This is a genomic window from Candidatus Sysuiplasma acidicola, assembly GCA_019721035.1.
GTDB classification, from domain to species: Archaea; Thermoplasmatota; Thermoplasmata; order Sysuiplasmatales; family Sysuiplasmataceae; genus Sysuiplasma; species Sysuiplasma acidicola.
Window position 1 is genome coordinate 76,005 of record JAHEAA010000001.1, and the last position, 17,820, is coordinate 93,824.

The 17,820-nt window shown below is 52.0% G+C and carries 10 protein-coding genes; 7 read left to right on the forward strand and 3 right to left on the reverse strand.

The window, feature by feature from the left end; all coding sequences use genetic code 11:
* The first annotated feature begins 250 nt into the window (after positions 1 to 250).
* Genes glgB through glgX form a run of 5 tightly spaced genes read left to right on the forward strand, consistent with a single transcriptional unit; the run spans position 251 to position 9,667 of the window.
* On the forward strand, positions 251 to 2,428 hold the full coding sequence (gene glgB, locus KIS30_00385) for a 1,4-alpha-glucan branching protein GlgB (protein MBX8645207.1): 2,178 nt from the start codon (positions 251 to 253) through the stop codon (positions 2,426 to 2,428).
* A 12-nt stretch (positions 2,429 to 2,440) separates the two neighbouring features.
* Complete coding sequence (locus KIS30_00390) at positions 2,441 to 4,372, forward strand: DUF3416 domain-containing protein (GenBank protein MBX8645208.1); 1,932 nt, start codon at positions 2,441 to 2,443, stop codon at positions 4,370 to 4,372.
* 2 nt (positions 4,373 to 4,374) lie between these two features.
* The gene (gene treS / locus KIS30_00395) at positions 4,375 to 6,027 is read left to right on the forward strand and encodes a maltose alpha-D-glucosyltransferase (protein ID MBX8645209.1); all 1,653 of its coding nucleotides are present in this window, start codon (positions 4,375 to 4,377) and stop codon (positions 6,025 to 6,027) included.
* Positions 6,028 to 6,030: 3 nt separating this feature from the next.
* Positions 6,031 to 7,512 carry a hypothetical protein gene (locus tag KIS30_00400; GenBank protein MBX8645210.1) on the forward strand — a complete coding sequence of 494 codons (1,482 nt, stop codon included), beginning with the start codon at positions 6,031 to 6,033 and terminating at the stop codon, positions 7,510 to 7,512.
* A 34-nt stretch (positions 7,513 to 7,546) separates the two neighbouring features.
* Positions 7,547 to 9,667 (forward strand): glycogen debranching protein GlgX, encoded by a 2,121-nt coding sequence (gene glgX / locus KIS30_00405; GenBank protein ID MBX8645211.1) that lies wholly within the window; start codon positions 7,547 to 7,549, stop codon positions 9,665 to 9,667.
* Here the strand turns inward: glgX and treZ are convergent.
* The 3 genes from treZ to KIS30_00420 form a co-directional block, all read right to left on the reverse strand.
* Positions 9,661 to 11,424, reverse strand: a complete 1,764-nt coding sequence (treZ, locus tag KIS30_00410) for a malto-oligosyltrehalose trehalohydrolase (GenBank protein MBX8645212.1) — start codon at positions 11,422 to 11,424, stop codon at positions 9,661 to 9,663. The genes glgX and treZ overlap by 7 nt on opposite strands.
* A gap of 15 nt (positions 11,425 to 11,439) precedes the next feature.
* On the reverse strand, positions 11,440 to 14,199 hold the full coding sequence (gene treY, locus KIS30_00415) for a malto-oligosyltrehalose synthase (protein ID MBX8645213.1): 2,760 nt from the start codon (positions 14,197 to 14,199) through the stop codon (positions 11,440 to 11,442).
* A 155-nt stretch (positions 14,200 to 14,354) separates the two neighbouring features.
* Entirely contained in the window at positions 14,355 to 16,565 is a 2,211-nt protein-coding gene (locus tag KIS30_00420; protein ID MBX8645214.1) for a hypothetical protein, read from the reverse strand.
* Positions 16,566 to 16,762: 197 nt separating this feature from the next.
* Here KIS30_00420 and KIS30_00425 point away from each other — a divergent pair, with 197 nt between their 5' ends.
* Together KIS30_00425 and KIS30_00430 are read left to right on the forward strand one after the other, a co-directional pair.
* Positions 16,763 to 17,119, forward strand: a complete 357-nt coding sequence (locus KIS30_00425; GenBank protein MBX8645215.1) for an iron-sulfur cluster assembly accessory protein — start codon at positions 16,763 to 16,765, stop codon at positions 17,117 to 17,119.
* Positions 17,120 to 17,465: 346 nt separating this feature from the next.
* Positions 17,466 to 17,804 carry a tRNA-binding protein gene (locus tag KIS30_00430; GenBank protein MBX8645216.1) on the forward strand — a complete coding sequence of 113 codons (339 nt, stop codon included), beginning with the start codon at positions 17,466 to 17,468 and terminating at the stop codon, positions 17,802 to 17,804.
* The last annotated feature ends 16 nt before the right edge of the window (positions 17,805 to 17,820 follow it).

Below are 17,820 nucleotides of genomic sequence, written 5' to 3' on the forward strand. Positions count from 1 at the left end.
TTTGTGCACGATTCACGGCTCATTGATTTTGAATTGCAGGCCGGCGCATACTTCTGTCAATCGGGAGTCGGGCTCCTTCAGCTTCGGCTCGATGTCTCTATCGTCGAATCATTCCGTCAGGTTTAAGGTTAGTTTTCAGTTCATACGCGTTCAAAGGAGCGTATCAGGCATCATGCTCCGTCTGAAGCCGGGCAGCGTCAGTCCGAAACTGCCGGCAATTCAGAAATACAGAACGGTTAAGTGATAGGATTTGGCAAGATCTGACTTTCAGAGAATAGCAGGCTTTGAGGAATGCGGCCCCCTCAGCATTCTCGGCGTGCATGATTCAGGGAAAGGTACGCACCAGGTGATATGCTTCCTGCCGCTCGCAGTCAGCGCATGGCTTGAAGACAGCGACGGCGCGAAGATAGTCGATCTTGACAGGGACAGCGTCTCAGGCTTCTTTACGGCGGAAGTGAAGGAAACCGCTCCTGCACCCGGGTTTGTAGTGTGCTTTGTCGACGCATCAGGTTATACGCACAGAAGGCACGATCCCTACTCCTTCCAGCCCGAGCTTACAGACTTCGACATTTATCTTTTCGAGAAAGGGGAGCTTCTCTTCAGCCATGAAATGCTTGGCGCACATATACGCGAACGGAACGGCGTGCGCGGTGTCCGTTTCGCCGTCTGGGCTCCAAATGCTGTCGCAGTCTCGGTCATAGGTAATTTCAACCACTGGAGTGTCGGCATGCATCCAATGTCCAACGTACGTCTTTCCGGTTTATGGGAGCTTTTTGTCCCAGGGATAGTGGCAGGTGAGGTATACAAGTTCGCCGTAAAATCAGCCGTCGACGGAAAGGTAAGGATAAAATCAGATCCATATGCCTTCAAAACGGAATTGAGGCCGCGGACAGGGTCTGTTGTTACGGAACTGGCTTACGAGTGGAGCGATCAGGAATGGATATCCTCAAGAAGCTCTGCCGGCATTCTCTCTGCACCGCTCTCGATCTATGAGGCCCATTTCTCGTCGTGGAAGAGAAAGCCGGACGGTTCATTTTTCAACTACAGGGAGACAGGGAAAGAGCTCATCGAGCATGTGAAGCACCTTGGTTTTACGCACATTGAGCTCATGCCTGTAATGGAGCACCCCCTTGATGCCTCGTGGGGTTATCAGGTTGTCAGTCACTATTCACCTACCGCTAGAAACGGGAGTCCGGAAGACCTCATGTGGTTCATCAACGAATGTCACAGAAACGGCATTGGCGTCATACTGGACTGGGTCCCGGCACACTTTCCGGACGACGAACACGGCCTGTCCATGTTCGACGGCACTCATCTCTTCGACCATGAAGATCCGAGAAGGGGAAGGCACCCGGACTGGGGAACAAGCATATTCAACTACGGGCGCAATGAAGTCAGGAATTTCCTCACATCCAGCGCGCTCTTCTGGCTCGAAAGATACCATGCAGACGGCATCAGAATAGATGCCGTATCGTCCATGCTCTATCTCGACTACTCAAGAAAGAAGGGGGAGTGGTTACCCAACAAGTACGGCGGAAGGGAGAATATAGAGGCTATAGATTTTCTCAGAGGACTCAACAGTGTCATACACGATAAATTCCCCGGCGTCTTCACTGTAGCCGAGGAGTCGACCGCGTGGCCCGGAGTTACCGAGTCCCAGGCATCCGGGGGCCTCGGGTTTGATTTCAAGTGGAACATGGGATGGATGCACGACACGCTTGAGTATTTCAGCAAGGAACCTGTTCACAGAAAATACCATCAGCACAATCTCTCATTTTCAATATGGTATGCATTCAGCGAAAAATTCATACTACCATTTTCGCATGATGAAGTGGTTCACGGAAAATCGCCCATGATAGGCAAGATGCCCGGTGACGTCTGGCAGAAGTTTGCCAACCTACGGCTTTGCTATGCCTACATGTTCGGCAGTCCAGGAAAGAAACTGCTCTTCATGGGAGATGAGTTCGGCCAGTGGAGCGAATGGAGCGAAACATCCGGTCTTGACTGGACCCTGCTAACTCATGATATGCACAGGAAACTCCTTCTTTTTGTCCGCGACCTGAACACGCTTTACACGACATACGGGCAGCTGCACTCGCTCGACAACGATCCACGCGGTTTCGAGTGGATAGATTTCAGCGATACAGATAACAGCGTGTTGTGTTTCATACGGCATGCAGAGGACAGAAGGAACAGCCTCATTTTTGTCTACAACATGACGCCTGTCCCGCGTTACAATTACCTGATCGGCGCTCCGTGGAAGGGAAAGTACATGGAAGTACTCAATTCCGATTCGTCTCATTACGGAGGCAGCGGAGTAGGGAATCTCGGCGGTGTCGTCTCCGGCGAATTTCCGTCACATGGACGGCAGCAGTCGCTTTCACTGACGCTGCCCCCGCTGGGCGCTCTGGTGCTGGAATATGTGTGAGCTGGTGATGTGATGTCTGAGGCCGAAACTATTGTTATTGAAAACGTGGATCCGGAGATTGATTGCGGCAGTCATCCGGCGAAGCGCAAGGTGGGCGACACTGTCGTCGTCAGTGCGGATATATTTTCCCACGGAACAGACTTGCTTGCTGCCGATGTGCTCTACAGGAGAAAGGGACAGAATTCCTGGAAGAGGGCATCGATGGTGCATCTCGGCAATGACAGGTGGAGCGGACATTTCACGTTGGATGCCTGCGGCCTGTTCCAGTTCACCATTGAAGCATGGCGTGATCACTATTCAACATGGCTGGACAGGCTGAATAGATGGCACGCGGCACATGATGACATATCCCAAGACATCAGGATAGGTGCCAGGATGCTGCGCGCCATGTCCGTGAATGCGGGGAGCAGCGGCCAATCACTGTCAGAGGCAGCCGACAGGCTGGAAAAACTGACAGGCGACGATGCCGTTGTCTTTGCAGGAAGCAAATCCGTCCTCCTGCTTGCCGCGTCCTTCCAGAAGAGGAGCACCACGCGTCTCGAGCAGGAACTGGAGATATATGTGGACAGAACAATAGCCGGCTTTGCCAGCTGGTATGAGCTCTTCCCGAGATCGCAGGGAACGGTGCCCGGCAGGTCAGGCACGTTTGCGGATTGTGAAAGACGGCTTCCGGACATTGCCGCGATGGGCTTCGATGTCATCTACCTTCCTCCCATTCACCCTATCGGAAGAACGGGCAGGCGCGGAAAGGACGGCGGACCTTCCCCTGGACCGGACGAACCGGGAAGTCCGTGGGCGATCGGAAACGAGCAGGGCGGGCACAAGTCGATACACAGCGAACTCGGAACCATTGAGGACTTCAGGCATCTGATCATAAAGGCGAAATCCATGAACATTGAAATTGCGCTGGATATTGCCTTTCAATGCTCTCCCGATCATCCTTACGTGAAAGAGCATCCGGAGTGGTTTTATCACAGGCCCGACGGCTCGATAAGGTATGCGGAAAACCCGCCAAAGAAATATTACGACATTTATCCACTGGATTTTGAGAATGAAAACAGGAAGGCGCTGTGGGAAGAACTCAGGAGCATCTTCGAATTCTGGATTGATGCAGGAATAAAAACCTTCAGGGTTGACAACCCTCACACCAAACCGTTCTCATTCTGGAAGTGGGTCATAGCGGAGTTGAGGAAGAAACACCAGGACGTGATATTCCTCTCTGAAGCATTCACTAAACCGAACGTGATGTATGAACTTTCGAAGATTGGTTTTTCGCAGTCTTACACATACTTCACATGGAAAAATTTCAATTTCGAACTGGAGCAGTATTTCAGCGAGATTTCAGCGCCCGGAATTTCAAATTTCTTCCGGCCGATGCTTTTCACAAACACGCCGGACATCCTTCCCTTCGTCCTCCAGACCGGGGGAAGGAATGCCTTCATCATCAGGGCCCTTCTTGCCGCAACGCTATCCCCGCTGTGGGGAATTTACAGCGGCTACGAGCTCTGTGAAAACGATGCGCTGCCGGGAAAAGAGGAATACAGGAATTCCGAAAAATATGAGATCAGGACGAGGGACTGGAACAGCCCCGGCAACATAAAGGCGTATATTGCGAAGTTGAATGAAATAAGGCGAGAGAACGCAGCGCTCCAGGAGTTCGGCAACATCCGTTTCCATCCCGCCGGCAATCCGAATCTCGTCTGTTACACAAGAACATCGGTCCGTGGCGATAATGTGCTTATGGTCGTTGCGAATGTGAATCCCTTTGAGGCGCAGGAAACACTCCTGCGTGTGCCTCTTTCTGAGCTTGGTGTAGCCTCGCCCGAAAACTACAGGGTGGAAGATTTGCTTTCGGGTGATGTTTATACATGGCATGGCGAAAACAATCTCGTCAGGCTGGTGCCCGGAGAGGCATCGGCACACGTGTTTAAGGTCGTGCAATAACTATGACGGACAATCTGTGGTTCAGGGACGCAATATTCTATGAGCTGCCTGTAAAGTCGTTCTACGATTCCGACGGCGACGGCATCGGAGATATAAACGGCGTGCGGATGAAACTGGATTATCTGCGCGACCTCGGCGTCGACTGCATCTGGCTCCTTCCGTTCTACAAATCGCCGATGAAGGATGACGGCTACGACATATCCGACTTCTATTCGGTGCAGCCTGAATACGGCACGACGGATGATTTCAGGAATCTGGTCAGCGAGGCGCACTCCAAAGGTATACGCGTCATAGCTGATCTCGTTCTGAATCATTGCTCCGATCAATGTTCGTGGTTCAGGGAGGCAGTCTCAAGCAGGGATTCACCGAAAAGGAACTGGTTCGTCTGGAGCGAAACAGGCACAGAGTACAGCAAGGCGCGCATCATATTCGTCGATACGGAAATTTCGAACTGGGCGTGGGAGCCGAGATCGAAGCAGTACTACTGGCACAGATTCTACAGCAACCAGCCCGATCTGAATTACGACAATCCCGAGGTCCGGGAGGAGATGAAGAACGTCATGCGTTACTGGCTTCGATTCGGGCTTGACGGCTTCAGGTGTGACGCCGTGCCATATCTCTTTGAACGCGAGGGAACAAGCTGCGAAAACCTCCCCGAAACGCACGCATACTTCAAAGAAGTCAGGAAGATGCTTGACAGCGAATTTCCTGGATGCATTCTGCTAGCCGAGGCAAACCAGTGGATCACCGAAACAAAGACGTATTTCGGAGATCAGGATGAGTTTCACATGGCATTCAATTTCCCCCTCATGCCGAGGATGTTCATATCGCTTGCAAAGGAGGACTCTTTCCCTATAATCAACATAATCAAACAGATTTTGCCCATACCCGATAAGTGCGACTGGGGAATATTTCTCAGGAATCACGATGAACTTACGCTTGAAATGGTTACCGACGAGGAGCGTGACATAATGTACAGCGAATATGCGAAACATCCGAAGATGCGCCTGAACCTTGGCATCAGGAGAAGACTTGCGCCACTTCTTGACAACGACAGGCAAGCCATAGAGCTCATGCACGCCCTCATTCTGTCGCTGCCCGGATCGCCAGTACTTTATTACGGCGATGAAATAGGCATGGGAGACAACATATATCTCGGCGACAGGAACGGCGTCAGGACGCCGATGCAGTGGTCCTATGACAGGAATGCGGGTTTTTCCAGATGCGATGCAGAGCAGCTGTACACGCCTCCGGTCATTAGTCCCAATTACCATTACGAGAGCGTGAATGTCGAATCGGAAAACAGGCTGCCCACATCCCTTCTGCAGTGGATGAGACGTATGCTGAAGATCAGGCGCCGGTACAGCCAGGTGCTCGGAAGAGGCGATATACGTTTTCTGGAGCACAGGAACAGGAAGGTCCTCTCATACGTGCGCACGTACGGAGAACAGAACATGATGTGCATTTTCAATCTATCCAGAAAGCCCACATACCTCGAGTTGAAGCTCCCTGAATTCGCGGGACTCAGACCAGTCGAAACGATAACGGACGCGCCCTTTCCCAGGATCGGCGAGCTCCCATATTTCTTTACGCTTCAGCCGCATTCGTTCTTCTGGTTCAGTCTGACCAAGCCGGCGGAGAATGAAGAGGAATAGTCGATGCGCCTGAACGCAAAACAGTTTGAAGACACCGCCCTTGAACAGCTTTCGCAGATCATTCGCAGGCAGCGGTGGTTCAGGAGCAAGTCGAAGTCGGTGGATGCCGCAGACCTCGAGGATTTTTCATTCTTTGAGGCCGGGGGCAACTCGTTTGTGCTGCCCCTCATCCGTTTTGCCTACAGCGACGGAAGCAGCGAAACATACTTTGTCCCCCTCCTGTGCTCCGAACATGAGCATGGTGCGGGTGCGGGCTTCAGCTTTCATGTTCACGCAGGCGGCAGCGAGGTGCACTTCAGCGATGCGCTCCATGACAGCACATTTGTCCGGTCGCTGCTCTTCCTGATGGAAAGAGGGGCGACGATAGTATTCGCAAAGGGACGCCTCACAGGGCGCTCCATGATGTATACGGCAAGTATGCAGATAACGGCTGAAGTGCAAACGAAAGTTGTCTCCTCGGAGCAGAGCAACACTTCAGTAATGATAGGCAACCACTCAATATACAAGAGCTACAGGAGGATCGACAGGGGTATCAATCCCGATTACGAGATGCCGGAGTTTCTGTACGCGCACACCACTTTCAGGGCGTTGCCCAGGCCTCTCGGGAGGCTGGAATACCTGAACGGGGGAGAACATGCTGTCGGTGTGCTCAGCGAATATGTGGAAAATGAGGGCGACTGCTGGACATATTTCCTAAGCAGACTGACAGAAGCCCTCAAACGGGGCGACGGCGTGAAAACCTGCTTTGAGCACGTGGCCGCCCTGGCAGGCATCACATCGTCAATGCACAACGCTCTGTCGGGCGCCGCACTGCCTGCTTTCACCCCCTCTCCTGTAAATGCCGAGGACATAAACGGGTGGATGAGCAATTATGAATCGCTGCTTCACTCAACATGCGCGACGCTGCGCAGATCGTCGGGCGGTCTGACGGATGAGGACAGAAAGCTTGCATTATCAATTCTGGACGCGGAATACAAGCTGTCGCGGGCGGGTTCCGCGCTCCGTGTGCTCTCTGACGAGCGCGTATGTGCGACGAGGATACACGGCGATTACCACCTCGGTCAGATTCTGAAGGCAGGAACATCTTTCTTTGTCATAGACTTCGAAGGCGAGCCGATGAGACCACCGGAGGAGCGGAGGCGCATGAATTCTCCTCTGAAGGATGTCGGAGGCATGCTGCGCTCACTTGACTACGTAATCGGCGCGGCGGCTCGTTCAGCGGGCATCCCGGCCGGGGATGAAACGGTGGAGTCCTGGCGAAACGGAGCTGCCGAACTCTTCACAGTAAAATACATGGAAGGTTATTCGCCGTCGATGCCGTATCTTCCGTCGCGCTTTGCAGACATGGCAGACGTGCTGCATTTCTTCCTCGTGGAGAAGGCTGTTTATGAGCTTGATTACGAACTGAACAACAGGCCGGACTGGGTTCATATCCCGCTGGATGCACTCGTGCGTCTTTCGGCCGCATCCGGGGGCCCCTATTGAGGCTCCGCAAACATCAAGGCAGGTGTATCTGTAATTGAAAACAAAGCTTGGAAGACCGTATCCTCAGGGCGTTACGCTTGAAAACGGCGGCGCCAATTTTGCACTGTACTCTGAGAATGCGACAGGCGTTACGCTCGAGTTGTACAACAGGCACGACAGCGGCACGCCGACCGAGCAGATAGAACTCCGTGAGAGGGACGGTTTCGTATGGCACATTCATGTTTCCGGCATCAAGCCAGGCGACCTTTACGGCTTCAGGGTGGACGGCCCCTACAATCCTGGTACCGGGCAGAGGTTCAACAGAAATAAACTTCTCATTGATCCGTATGCCCGTGCAATAAGCGGCGTCATAGACTGGAATAATGATATTTTCGGCTATGACATCGGAGACGTCAACGGGGACCTCTCATTCAACAAAAACGACGACGCAGCCTCCGTGCCCAAATCGGTTGTTTCGGACAACGGATTTGACTGGAAGGGCACAAAGAATCCCCGGCTTCCGTGGAACAGAACGGTAATCTACGAAACGCATGTGAAAGGCATTACGGCGCTGCGGGAAGATGTAGATGTGCGATTGAGGGGCACATACAGAGCTCTTGCTTCGCCCCAGATGATTGACTATTTCAAGGATCTGGGCATCTCGGCGGTGGAACTGATGCCTGTCCATCACAGAGTCGATTCCAAACACCTCGTGGACAGGGGTCTCTCCAACTACTGGGGATACAATACAATAGGTTTTCTTGCTCCCGACATAAGGTATTCGAGCGAGGACACTTCAGGGCACCAGATCGTTGAATTCAAGGAAATGGTAAGGGCTCTTCACGCAAACAACATTGAAGTCATTCTTGATGTTGTTTACAACCATACTGCGGAGGGAAACCATCTGGGCCCGACGCTCTCTTTCAGGGGAATAGATAATTCTGTCTATTACAGGCTGAATCCCGAGAATCCGAGATACTACGTCGACTTCACCGGAACAGGGAACAGCCTGAATGTCCGCCATCCTCAAACGTTGCAGCTGATTATGGACAGCCTTCGCTACTGGATACTCGAGATGCACGTCGACGGATTCAGGTTTGATCTTGCATCGACACTGGCCCGTGAACTGTATGCCGTCGAACGGCTCTCCTCCTTCTTCGATGTGATACATCAGGATCCCGTGATTTCCCGTGTCAAGCTCATTGCCGAGCCGTGGGACGTAGGTCCCGGCGGATATCAGGTCGGCCGTTTCCCGATACTCTGGGCTGAATGGAACGGAAAATACAGGGATGCTGTGAGACATTACTGGAAAAACGACATCCATAACCTGGGGGAGTTTGCCACGCGCATCGCCGGCTCACAGGATCTGTACGGCAACGACGGAAGGAGACCGAACGCAAGCATCAATTATGTCACATCGCACGACGGCTTCACGCTTCTGGACCTCGTCAGCTACAGCCGGAAACACAACGAGGCAAATATGGAAGACGGCAAGGACGGCACTGACGACAACATAAGCGAAAATTTCGGTGTCGAGGGTCCGACGGACGACGCATGCATCAACGACATGCGCTCCAGGCGGATCAGGAGTTTTCTCATCACACTGCTGACATCCCAGGGTATTCCTATGCTGCTCGGAGGCGATGAAATTGGCCGGACTCAGCTGGGAAACAACAACGCCTACTGCCAGGACAACAGTGTCAGCTGGTACAACTGGGACATTGACGAGAGACGGAGAAGGCTGCTGGATTTTACGCGTCTTATGATACACATAAGGCTGAATTACCATGTGCTTCGCAGGAGGAAATTCTTCATGGGCGCCCCGCTGCCAGGAACGCAGGTGAAGGACATAATCTGGATGAAGCCGGACGGCGGCGAAATCGGGCAGGAAGAGTGGAATTCCGGCACAATGGCGATAGCAGCACTGCTGTACGGGAAGGGGATAGAGGACATCGGGTACGAGGGGGATGAGGTCCTGGAAGACGATCTGATGCTTCTATTCAATCCGGAAAAGACGCCTGTGGAATTCACCATACCTGAGGACTGGTCGTCCCAGGAGGTACTGATAGACTCGGAGGAGGGCAATCAGAATCGGTATCCGATACCGATGGACTGGAAGAAAGTCACCGTTGCCGCAGGGGGAGCTGCAATACTCAGGGGAAGGAGAAATCAGTGAACGGCAACAGTGAATGAAAATGGTCTGAGTTCTGAGTCGGTTCTGCCGCAGCTCCCACCGTATTCTTTCCATTCAGAATTCAGCTCAATATTCCAGTGCGCTTCATGTTCAAGACGTGCGTTTGTCCCTGAAAGATTGAATCGCGCTCTCATCTTTCCGCCATATTCAAGAAGCATGATACCGTCGTGCTTGCTGCATTTGAAGTCATTTCTGAGCGTCGGTATATATCTCTTCCTGAGTGCCAGGAGATCGCGGTAAAGCCGAAGCATCCGGCCGGATTCCTCATCTGCCGTGTTCCATCTGAGTTTCGTCCGCTCGAATGTTTCGAGGCTGTTCGGCTCGGGTGTGTCCTGCCAGTGGAACAGTTCAAACTCCTTCTTCCTTCCTTCGTAGACGGTGTTTGCGAAGTTCCTGTCATCCGTATCTATGAAAAAGAGAAACGGTGCCTTTTCGGCGTATTCCTCCCCCATGAAGAGCATCGGTGTGAATGGAGAGAGCAGAACCGCGCCGGCCGCAAACCGCATCTTTTCCGGCGGTACGAGCACACTCAGCCTGTCGCCCTGGGCCCTGTTGCCTATCTGATCATGATTCTGAGAAAAAACGATGAGTTTCTCCCGCGGCATGCCGGCAAAGGGTGCGCCTCTCCTCCTCGCAAGATGTTTCGAGTATGCACCATCGTAAACAAAACCGTCTTTCATCGCCTTCAGTATGTAATCGGCACTGCCGTAATCCTCGTAATAACCGCCGAGTTCGCCGGTGAGCACTGTATGGATGGAATGGTGGAAGTCATCATTCCACTGTGCGGAAATCCCGTAACCGCAGCTGTCACGTCCCCTGACAACTTTCGGATCATTGAGATCGCTCTCTGCAATCAGGTGCAGCCTCCTGCCTGTCTTCGACGATAATGCATCGACCCTTTCAGCCATCTCCCTGAGCAGATGCTTTGGCGAACTGTCCAGTATTCCATGTATCGCGTCGAGCCTGAGCGCGTCAAACCTGTACTGCTCCAACCAGTATATTGCATTTGAAAGCACAAACTCTCTCACAGGATCGCAATAGGGCCCATCATAATTCAGCCCTGTTCCCCATGGTGTTCTGTATCTGTCGCTGAAAAACGGTCCGTATTTCGATAGGCAGTTTCCGACTGGTCCGATGTGGTTGTAGACGACGTCCAGAACGACAGCCATTTTTCTAGAATGTGCCGCATCCACGAGATGCCTCAGTTCGTACGGGCTACCGTAACTGTTTTGCGGCGCGTAGATGTACACTCCGTCATAGCCCCAGTTCCTGCTGCCGTAGAACTGTGCCACGGGCATGAGTTCAAGCGCTGTGATGCCGAGGTCTGCAAGATAGTCGAGTTTCTCCTCCACCGCAGAGAATGTGCCATTCCGTGTGAATGTGCCCACGTGTATTTCCATAATCACGTAATCGCTCAACTCAATGCCCTTCCATCCGTCATCGCTTCCCATCCATCCGGCGGTGTCAACAATTTTCGATAGTCCGTGCACACCGTCTGGCTGGCATCTGGAGGCGGGATCCGGAAATACACCCTCCCCGTCGATTTCATAACCATATCTCATCGTGTCTTTCAGTGCCGCTGAACATTTCCAGAAGCCTCTTTCCTCTCTTTCCATAGGCACCTTTCGGCCGTCACCAAGTCTGAGCACAACTTCCTTCTTTCCCGGTGCCCATATCCTGAAGCAGGCATTACCGCCGTCAACCAGTTCTGCACCGAATGTCATATCTTCAGAATCCATATGTAATCACCATCTTCAGCCTATGCTGTACTCTATTCCTGAAAGAAGCACCGAGACCGGAAAGTCGACCAGAACATCCTTGACCATGAGTCTGCGGGCTGAATTCTTCCTGCCTGTGCCTGGCTTCCTGCCTGTAAACACGTCACTTAACACGGCAGGGAAGCCTGCGGGCAGGAGTATGCTTGTGTCGTTCCAGCTTCCCTGCCAGAGACTCTTTCGCCCTTCTCCGGTCAGCCTGGTTGTGTAACGGGGAACTGATACGACAGCGCATTTCTCTCCAAGCTTCCTGGCAAACGACACGACGTTATTTTTTCCCGCTCCTGCCGTCTTCAGCGGAACGTAATCACCGTCCAGGAACAGGTCGCTCTCCTGCCTCCTCAATCTCAGAAGCAACCGTGTGAGATATGTCTTCACAGCACCGTCCCGGAATCTGCCTGCTAGTTCGGCTGCTGTATGACTGTTCCCTCTCCCGCTTAAACTCTGCAGGCGCTCCTTCAGTGAATTAAAGTCCGCAGGTCTCCTGTTGTCCGGATCCACAAAGCTGAAATTCCAGCCCTCTGAACCCTGGTATGTATCAGGCACCCCGGGACACATTATTTTGAGTGTTACCATAGACATTGAATTCAGGAAGCCATGAAACGCCACTTTGCGCTGCAAGCGATCAAACGATTTCATGAAACTGTCATTTCCGGTCGAAAGTATCTTTTCAATGAACTGCAGGCAGCATGATTCATAGGCTGTATCAGGTTTTTCCCATGAAGTACAAGTGCCGCCTTCTCTCATGTATTTCACCATGTGTGCCTTCAGCCTCCTCCTCCATTCCCTTCTGCTCCCTTCCGGAGGCCTTGAGCCAAGTAGGATCTGATAAATGTAATATTCATCGCCGGGTGTCGGGCACAATCCTGATTTCCATTTTTTTCTGTATCTGTTATTGGCAGCTCTCCACCTCAGTATGTTCCTATCCCACTCCTCCGGTATTTCAGACAGTACACTGATTCTGCATCTGAGGTCCTCGCCCATTTTTGTGTCATGTGTTGACGTACTGTTCATCGAATACGGATGGCGCCCGAAGCGTTCAACGATTTTCTTATGGAACTCCATGGACGTCAGACCGAACTCCCTGGGATCTGAACCAACTTCGTTCAGCGATACAAGTGCATTGTAATTGAAGAAGAATGTGTCCTCAACAGATTTTGCCATGGCCGCAGGCATAAGTTGCTGCAACCTCATTAGCGGGATTCGGAGAGATATGTCTGTTGCAGCATCATTCATCAGTGAGAGCAGCGCGCTCAGTTCAGTCTGCAGTTCCGGCTTGGTGACCGAAGCACTCTTCACCGCTTCACTGAATCTTTCGACATCGTCCTTATCGTAAGAGCCCTTGCTGAAATAGGTTCTGTAAACAGTCATATGTGCCAGGAACTCAATTACGGCTTCCTGCAACCCCTTCAGCGTGACATCTCTCCCGTACTTCCTGTCTTTCATGGAACCAAGAAGAATGAGTGAAACATTTGCGACATCCCCATCCAGCAGAGTTCGCACAACCTTTCTCTTCGTCTCGATCACATTTTCATCAATGCTTCCGGAATATCCAGTAAATTTCCTGTATGTGTCTGTAATTGGTCCTCTGCTTTCAGGCATGACAAACAGTGAGTTTGTCCAGCTCATGAAATCATATCCAGTCGAACCATCCACAGGCCATTTCATGCTCAGGCGTTCGTTACCGCACGTGATCTTCTCTACGGCAACAAAGCAATTACCTATCAGTTCTCTCAATCTGCGAAGATATTCCACTGGATCAGAGAGGCCGTCAATGTGGTCAACCCTGACACCGTCGACCAGCCCTTTTCTGACAAGCTCACCTGCGAAGCTGTGCAATTCAGCGAACACCGGAGGATCCTCCACCCGCACAGCAATGAGGTCATTGACAGCGAAGAACCGTCTGTAGTTTATTTCACGTGACGCGCTGCCCTGCCATCGAAGCAGGAAATGCTGCTCCGACAATATCGCATCTATCTTCTCCAAATTTCTGTTGATTTCGGCAATAACCTGCCTGGCACTTCGCTCGAATCTCCTGTTCGAAATCAGTTTCCTGAATATTTCGACAGCGCTGGCAGAGTCGTCATTTACGGACGCGGCGAATTCAGAGAGCGCATCGGCATCTCCGGAAAGCCCGGACGCAATTATGTCGTCGATCAAATTCTTGTGAGTCCTTGAAGAAAGAGGAAGCCTGAAGCCGCGGTAGTCAACCATGACTCCATCATCCACAACAAGCTTCAGTTCGTGTTTTGCAAGCGCTTCATAATAGCCAGTTCCGAGGAAAGGTGCAACAACCTTTCCCTTCAGTCCCGGAGAATAATGATCCCAGTCGATGTCAAAGCAGACGCTGTGGGCGGAGGCCCGGCCATTCTCGAGAACATCTCTCAGAAGTCTGTTGCTGCGGTCAAACGCCATGTGATTAGGCACAATCCCCTGCAGCCAGCTCATGCCTGCCAGATGCACCGCTTCTGACAGTGCCGTGAACTCTTCCAGCGTGCCAAACTCATGTCTGATTTTCGAAGCATCTGTAACGTCGTAGCCATGTCCGCTTCCCTGTCTCGCTTCGAAGATCGGTGAGGAGTAGATTGTTGTTGCTCCAAGTTCTTTCAGGCTATCTATAACCGCCATTGCATCCCTGAACGTAAATTGAGGAGTGAACTGCAGCCTGTATGTGGAAACAATTTTACGCCACCCCTTACAGTCCGTACGGGCTGTTACATTTTCCTGTTTTTTTGTCATGCCGCCTCCCCTTACGCAGTTCTTCGTAATTAGTCTTGACAGAATCGTGCGACCTGCTTCGGCTCTAATCGGCTGCAAGATTTAGCCGGGGCGTAAAACCCCTGACAGTGAATGTGCTGAACGGAATGCTGCAGAGTATCTATTCGGTTTATTCTCTATCTGAAGATTTTCACTGATATCTTCGACTCTGAAAGAAGTCCTTTTCCGGAGGCTCCGAGCTTCCCTCTCTTATAACTTAATAGGATGGAACCGTATCTGCCGAAGTTCAGCTCGTGCAACCTGCTGATGCCGTAGATGCTCACGGTCATCTTGCTAAACAATTTCTCATCCGCACTCTCTGATTTGCTGTCTGACCGTACAGTGATGCAGTTGCCTCTCACGAATACGGGGATCACTTCCAGAGGGGCGGTGTATTCTATCAGAGACGGGCCCTGCAACTTTCTGCCTGTCCAGAAATCCCACCACTTCCCTTCGGGAAGGTAGACGGTTCTCTCAACTCCGCGCGCAAGCGGCGCTACGAGAAGAGTTTCGCCGAGCATGTATTCATCCTGTATGTTCCTGGCGAACACATCATCCGGGAACTCGAATACCAGGGCTCTGATGAGCGGTTTTCCCTCGGCCAAAGACTTGACTGACTGCCAGTAGAGGTACGGTATGAGTGAATACCTCAGTATGTCATACCCGGTGAAAATGGCCTCAGCTCTTCTGCCAAAATTCCATGGCTCCCTTGGCGTCGTTCCGTGCGCCCTTGAATGCGAAAACAGCAACCCCATCTGCGACCATCTGGCATAAAGTTCCGGACTCGGTTTTCCTGCGAAGCCGCCTATGTCGAAACTCATGAATGCGCCGCCCGAAAGAGAGTAGGAAAGTGCGCCCCTGAGAGCGGCAAGCATATCTCTCTCCGTGCAACTGGGATCACCGCCCCACTGAACCGGAAATCTGTGTATGCCCGTTCCGCCCGATCTGCCCCAGACGATTCCTTCACCTTTTTTCTCCCTGACTGTGTTGAATACTGTTTCATTATACAGTGTGGGAAGGGCGTTATGCGCCTCTCGGGAGTCAAGACCAAAATATCTGCCTGTCGACGGCGCCCCTTCTCCGTAATCGGTTTTCAGCACGTCCACTCCCTGATCGCACAATTTCCGCACCTGATCTGCATACCACTCCCTGGCAGCAGGATTTGTAAAGTCCACTGTTCCGAAATCATGCGTTATGCTGTCAAACTCTGCAATGGGCACGCCGTTGCCGTCCGTGACAAACAGTCCGTTTTCAAGAAGGTGCTCAAACGCGTTTGAGCCCCTGGGGACGTACGGATTGATCCAGAGCGAAAGTCGAAATGACATTTCGTGGAGTTTCCTTATCATCCCCTCCGGGTCCGGAAAGAGCTGTTTGTTCCATTCGAACGTGCATCCTTCACCCGGATAGCCCATGCTGTTCATCTCCTCCGGATAGTCTGCGTTGAGCCGTTCCAGCAACTCCCCCGGAACGCCGTAGTTGGTGCAGTATGACCGGGGGTCGATCCCCTTCTCCTTCAGCATCTCGATCAACGAATGCGGGACTGGCCTTCTGAGCCATTGGGGGTCCAGGTGCAGAACGTCGCAAGGCAGCCTCTTCTTCCTGATCTTCCTCGCAACATCCAGCAACTCCCTTTCGCTCATGTAGGAACAGCGGCTCATCCACAGACCGTATGACCAGAGTGGCGGAACCTGCGGCTTTCCGGTTAGTTGCCAATATGCATCTACTATCTCCCACGGCTTTCCGGCGAAAAGGTAAATGTCTGCACTATCTTCTTCAATCACGATCTCTCCTGCGCCTTTGAAGTTTCGGCCGAAATCAAATCTGACAGCCGAAGTGGTGTCTACAAACAATCCGTAACCTCTCGTGCTCCAGAAAAATGGATATGTGACATATGTCTCGTCATTCGGCAGTGAGAGGGAGTCCTTCACGTTCACCGTCAGCTCCTGCCCGTTTCTGTTGATGTCGCCGAAGAATTCTCCAAGGCCGTATATTCCCTCATCTTCGTGTATTTCAAATGGAATGCTCAGACGTTTGTCTGAAAGGGAAAGCTTTGTGGGATGCCCTCTTTTACCCGACGGCGGATTGGGCAGCATGTGCAGCAGTTTTGTGCCCTTGAATGAAATATTGAGCTCCGGAGGCTCAGTTGAAGCATCGACCGCGAAGTTTCCGGTCAGGAAGTGCACTTTTCGACCCCCCGGCGCAGTGGCTGAACCATAATGACCGAACGACATGCACATTGTGCTCTCCCCGGCCAGTCCAAGTTTTACTGAAACCGCAGCCTTCTGTTCTGTCCGGAAATGGCATGTTCCCGACGCCCTACCTGCCCCATTTTTCCTTTTCTGAATCAATTATTATCCTCGTCCAATCGCGCTTACGTCCCGTCGGCATATTCTACCTGCATAATAATGTCACCGAAGGTACGACCACCGCTGGGGGTGGGGGTTGGGAACTTCGTATGGCACACAATCCTGGGAATACATTCGCTCATCGTGTCACTTAACGTTTAAATAGTTCAGGCTCAATCAAACGGGACAGGTGCAGTAAAATGGTCAGTCTCGTATTGACTGAAAAGGCCAGTGACAAAGTCAGGTCGTTGATCGCAGAGCAGGAGAAAAAGGACCTTCTCCTCAGAGTTTATCTTACGGCAGCAGACCACGGATTCAGGTATGGCATGGCCTTTGACGAAAATGCTGATCCTTCACAGGACATTCAGCTGGAACAGAACGGAGTAAAGATTGTCGTCGACAAGGAGAGCGCAGACCATCTCGAAGGCACGGAAATCGACTATGTCGAGTCGATAGAAGGCGGAGGGTTTACCATAAACAACCCCAACCTCAAAGTGAATAACGGCGCCGGCTGCAGCTGTGGCGGCGGCGGATGCGGATGCGGTTGCGGCTCGTGAGCCTTGCTTCGACGCGTAACCCATATAAATCACTTCATTCTATTTTCATCGGTTCCAACGGTCCGACTGCGATGCCATTGATTTCCAGCAGACTTATATCGTGACTGTGCACTATACTCAAGCATCATCCTCCGGGGAAGGCTTCCATCTATGATATGCAGATATTGCGGAAGGAAGATGAATGAACATGCAGACCTTCGCAGCAAGGTGATAAAGGCGCTGTATCACTGTGCATGCGGTTCTGCATGCTACCAGTGCTGACATTTGGCGTTCAGGTTCGGGAGCGTGCTATGTGTGCCATGCTTACAGAATAGTTGAAGAACAATCAGGTTTTTCATGTTTTTACATGACTGAGGAGATAGAATCAGAGAGATTCGCGTCGGTCGACATCCGAACCGGAAGAGTGCTGGAAGCGACGAACTTTCCCGAAGCGCGTAAACCATCATACAGGCTGCTGATTGATTTCGGCTCCCTCGGCGTGAAGAAGAGCAGCGCTCAGATTACTTCACTCTACAGGCCGGAAGATCTCGTGGGAAGGAATGTGATTGCAGTCGTCAATCTGAAACCAAGGCAGATAGCTAATTTCATCTCGGAAGTGCTGGTCCTCGGTGTGCCAGTTGGAGACGGAAAAGTTGTGCTGCTGCATCCGGATCGGGATGTTGAGCCGGGTCTCCGGATCTCCTGAGTGCAGTGCCCTTGTT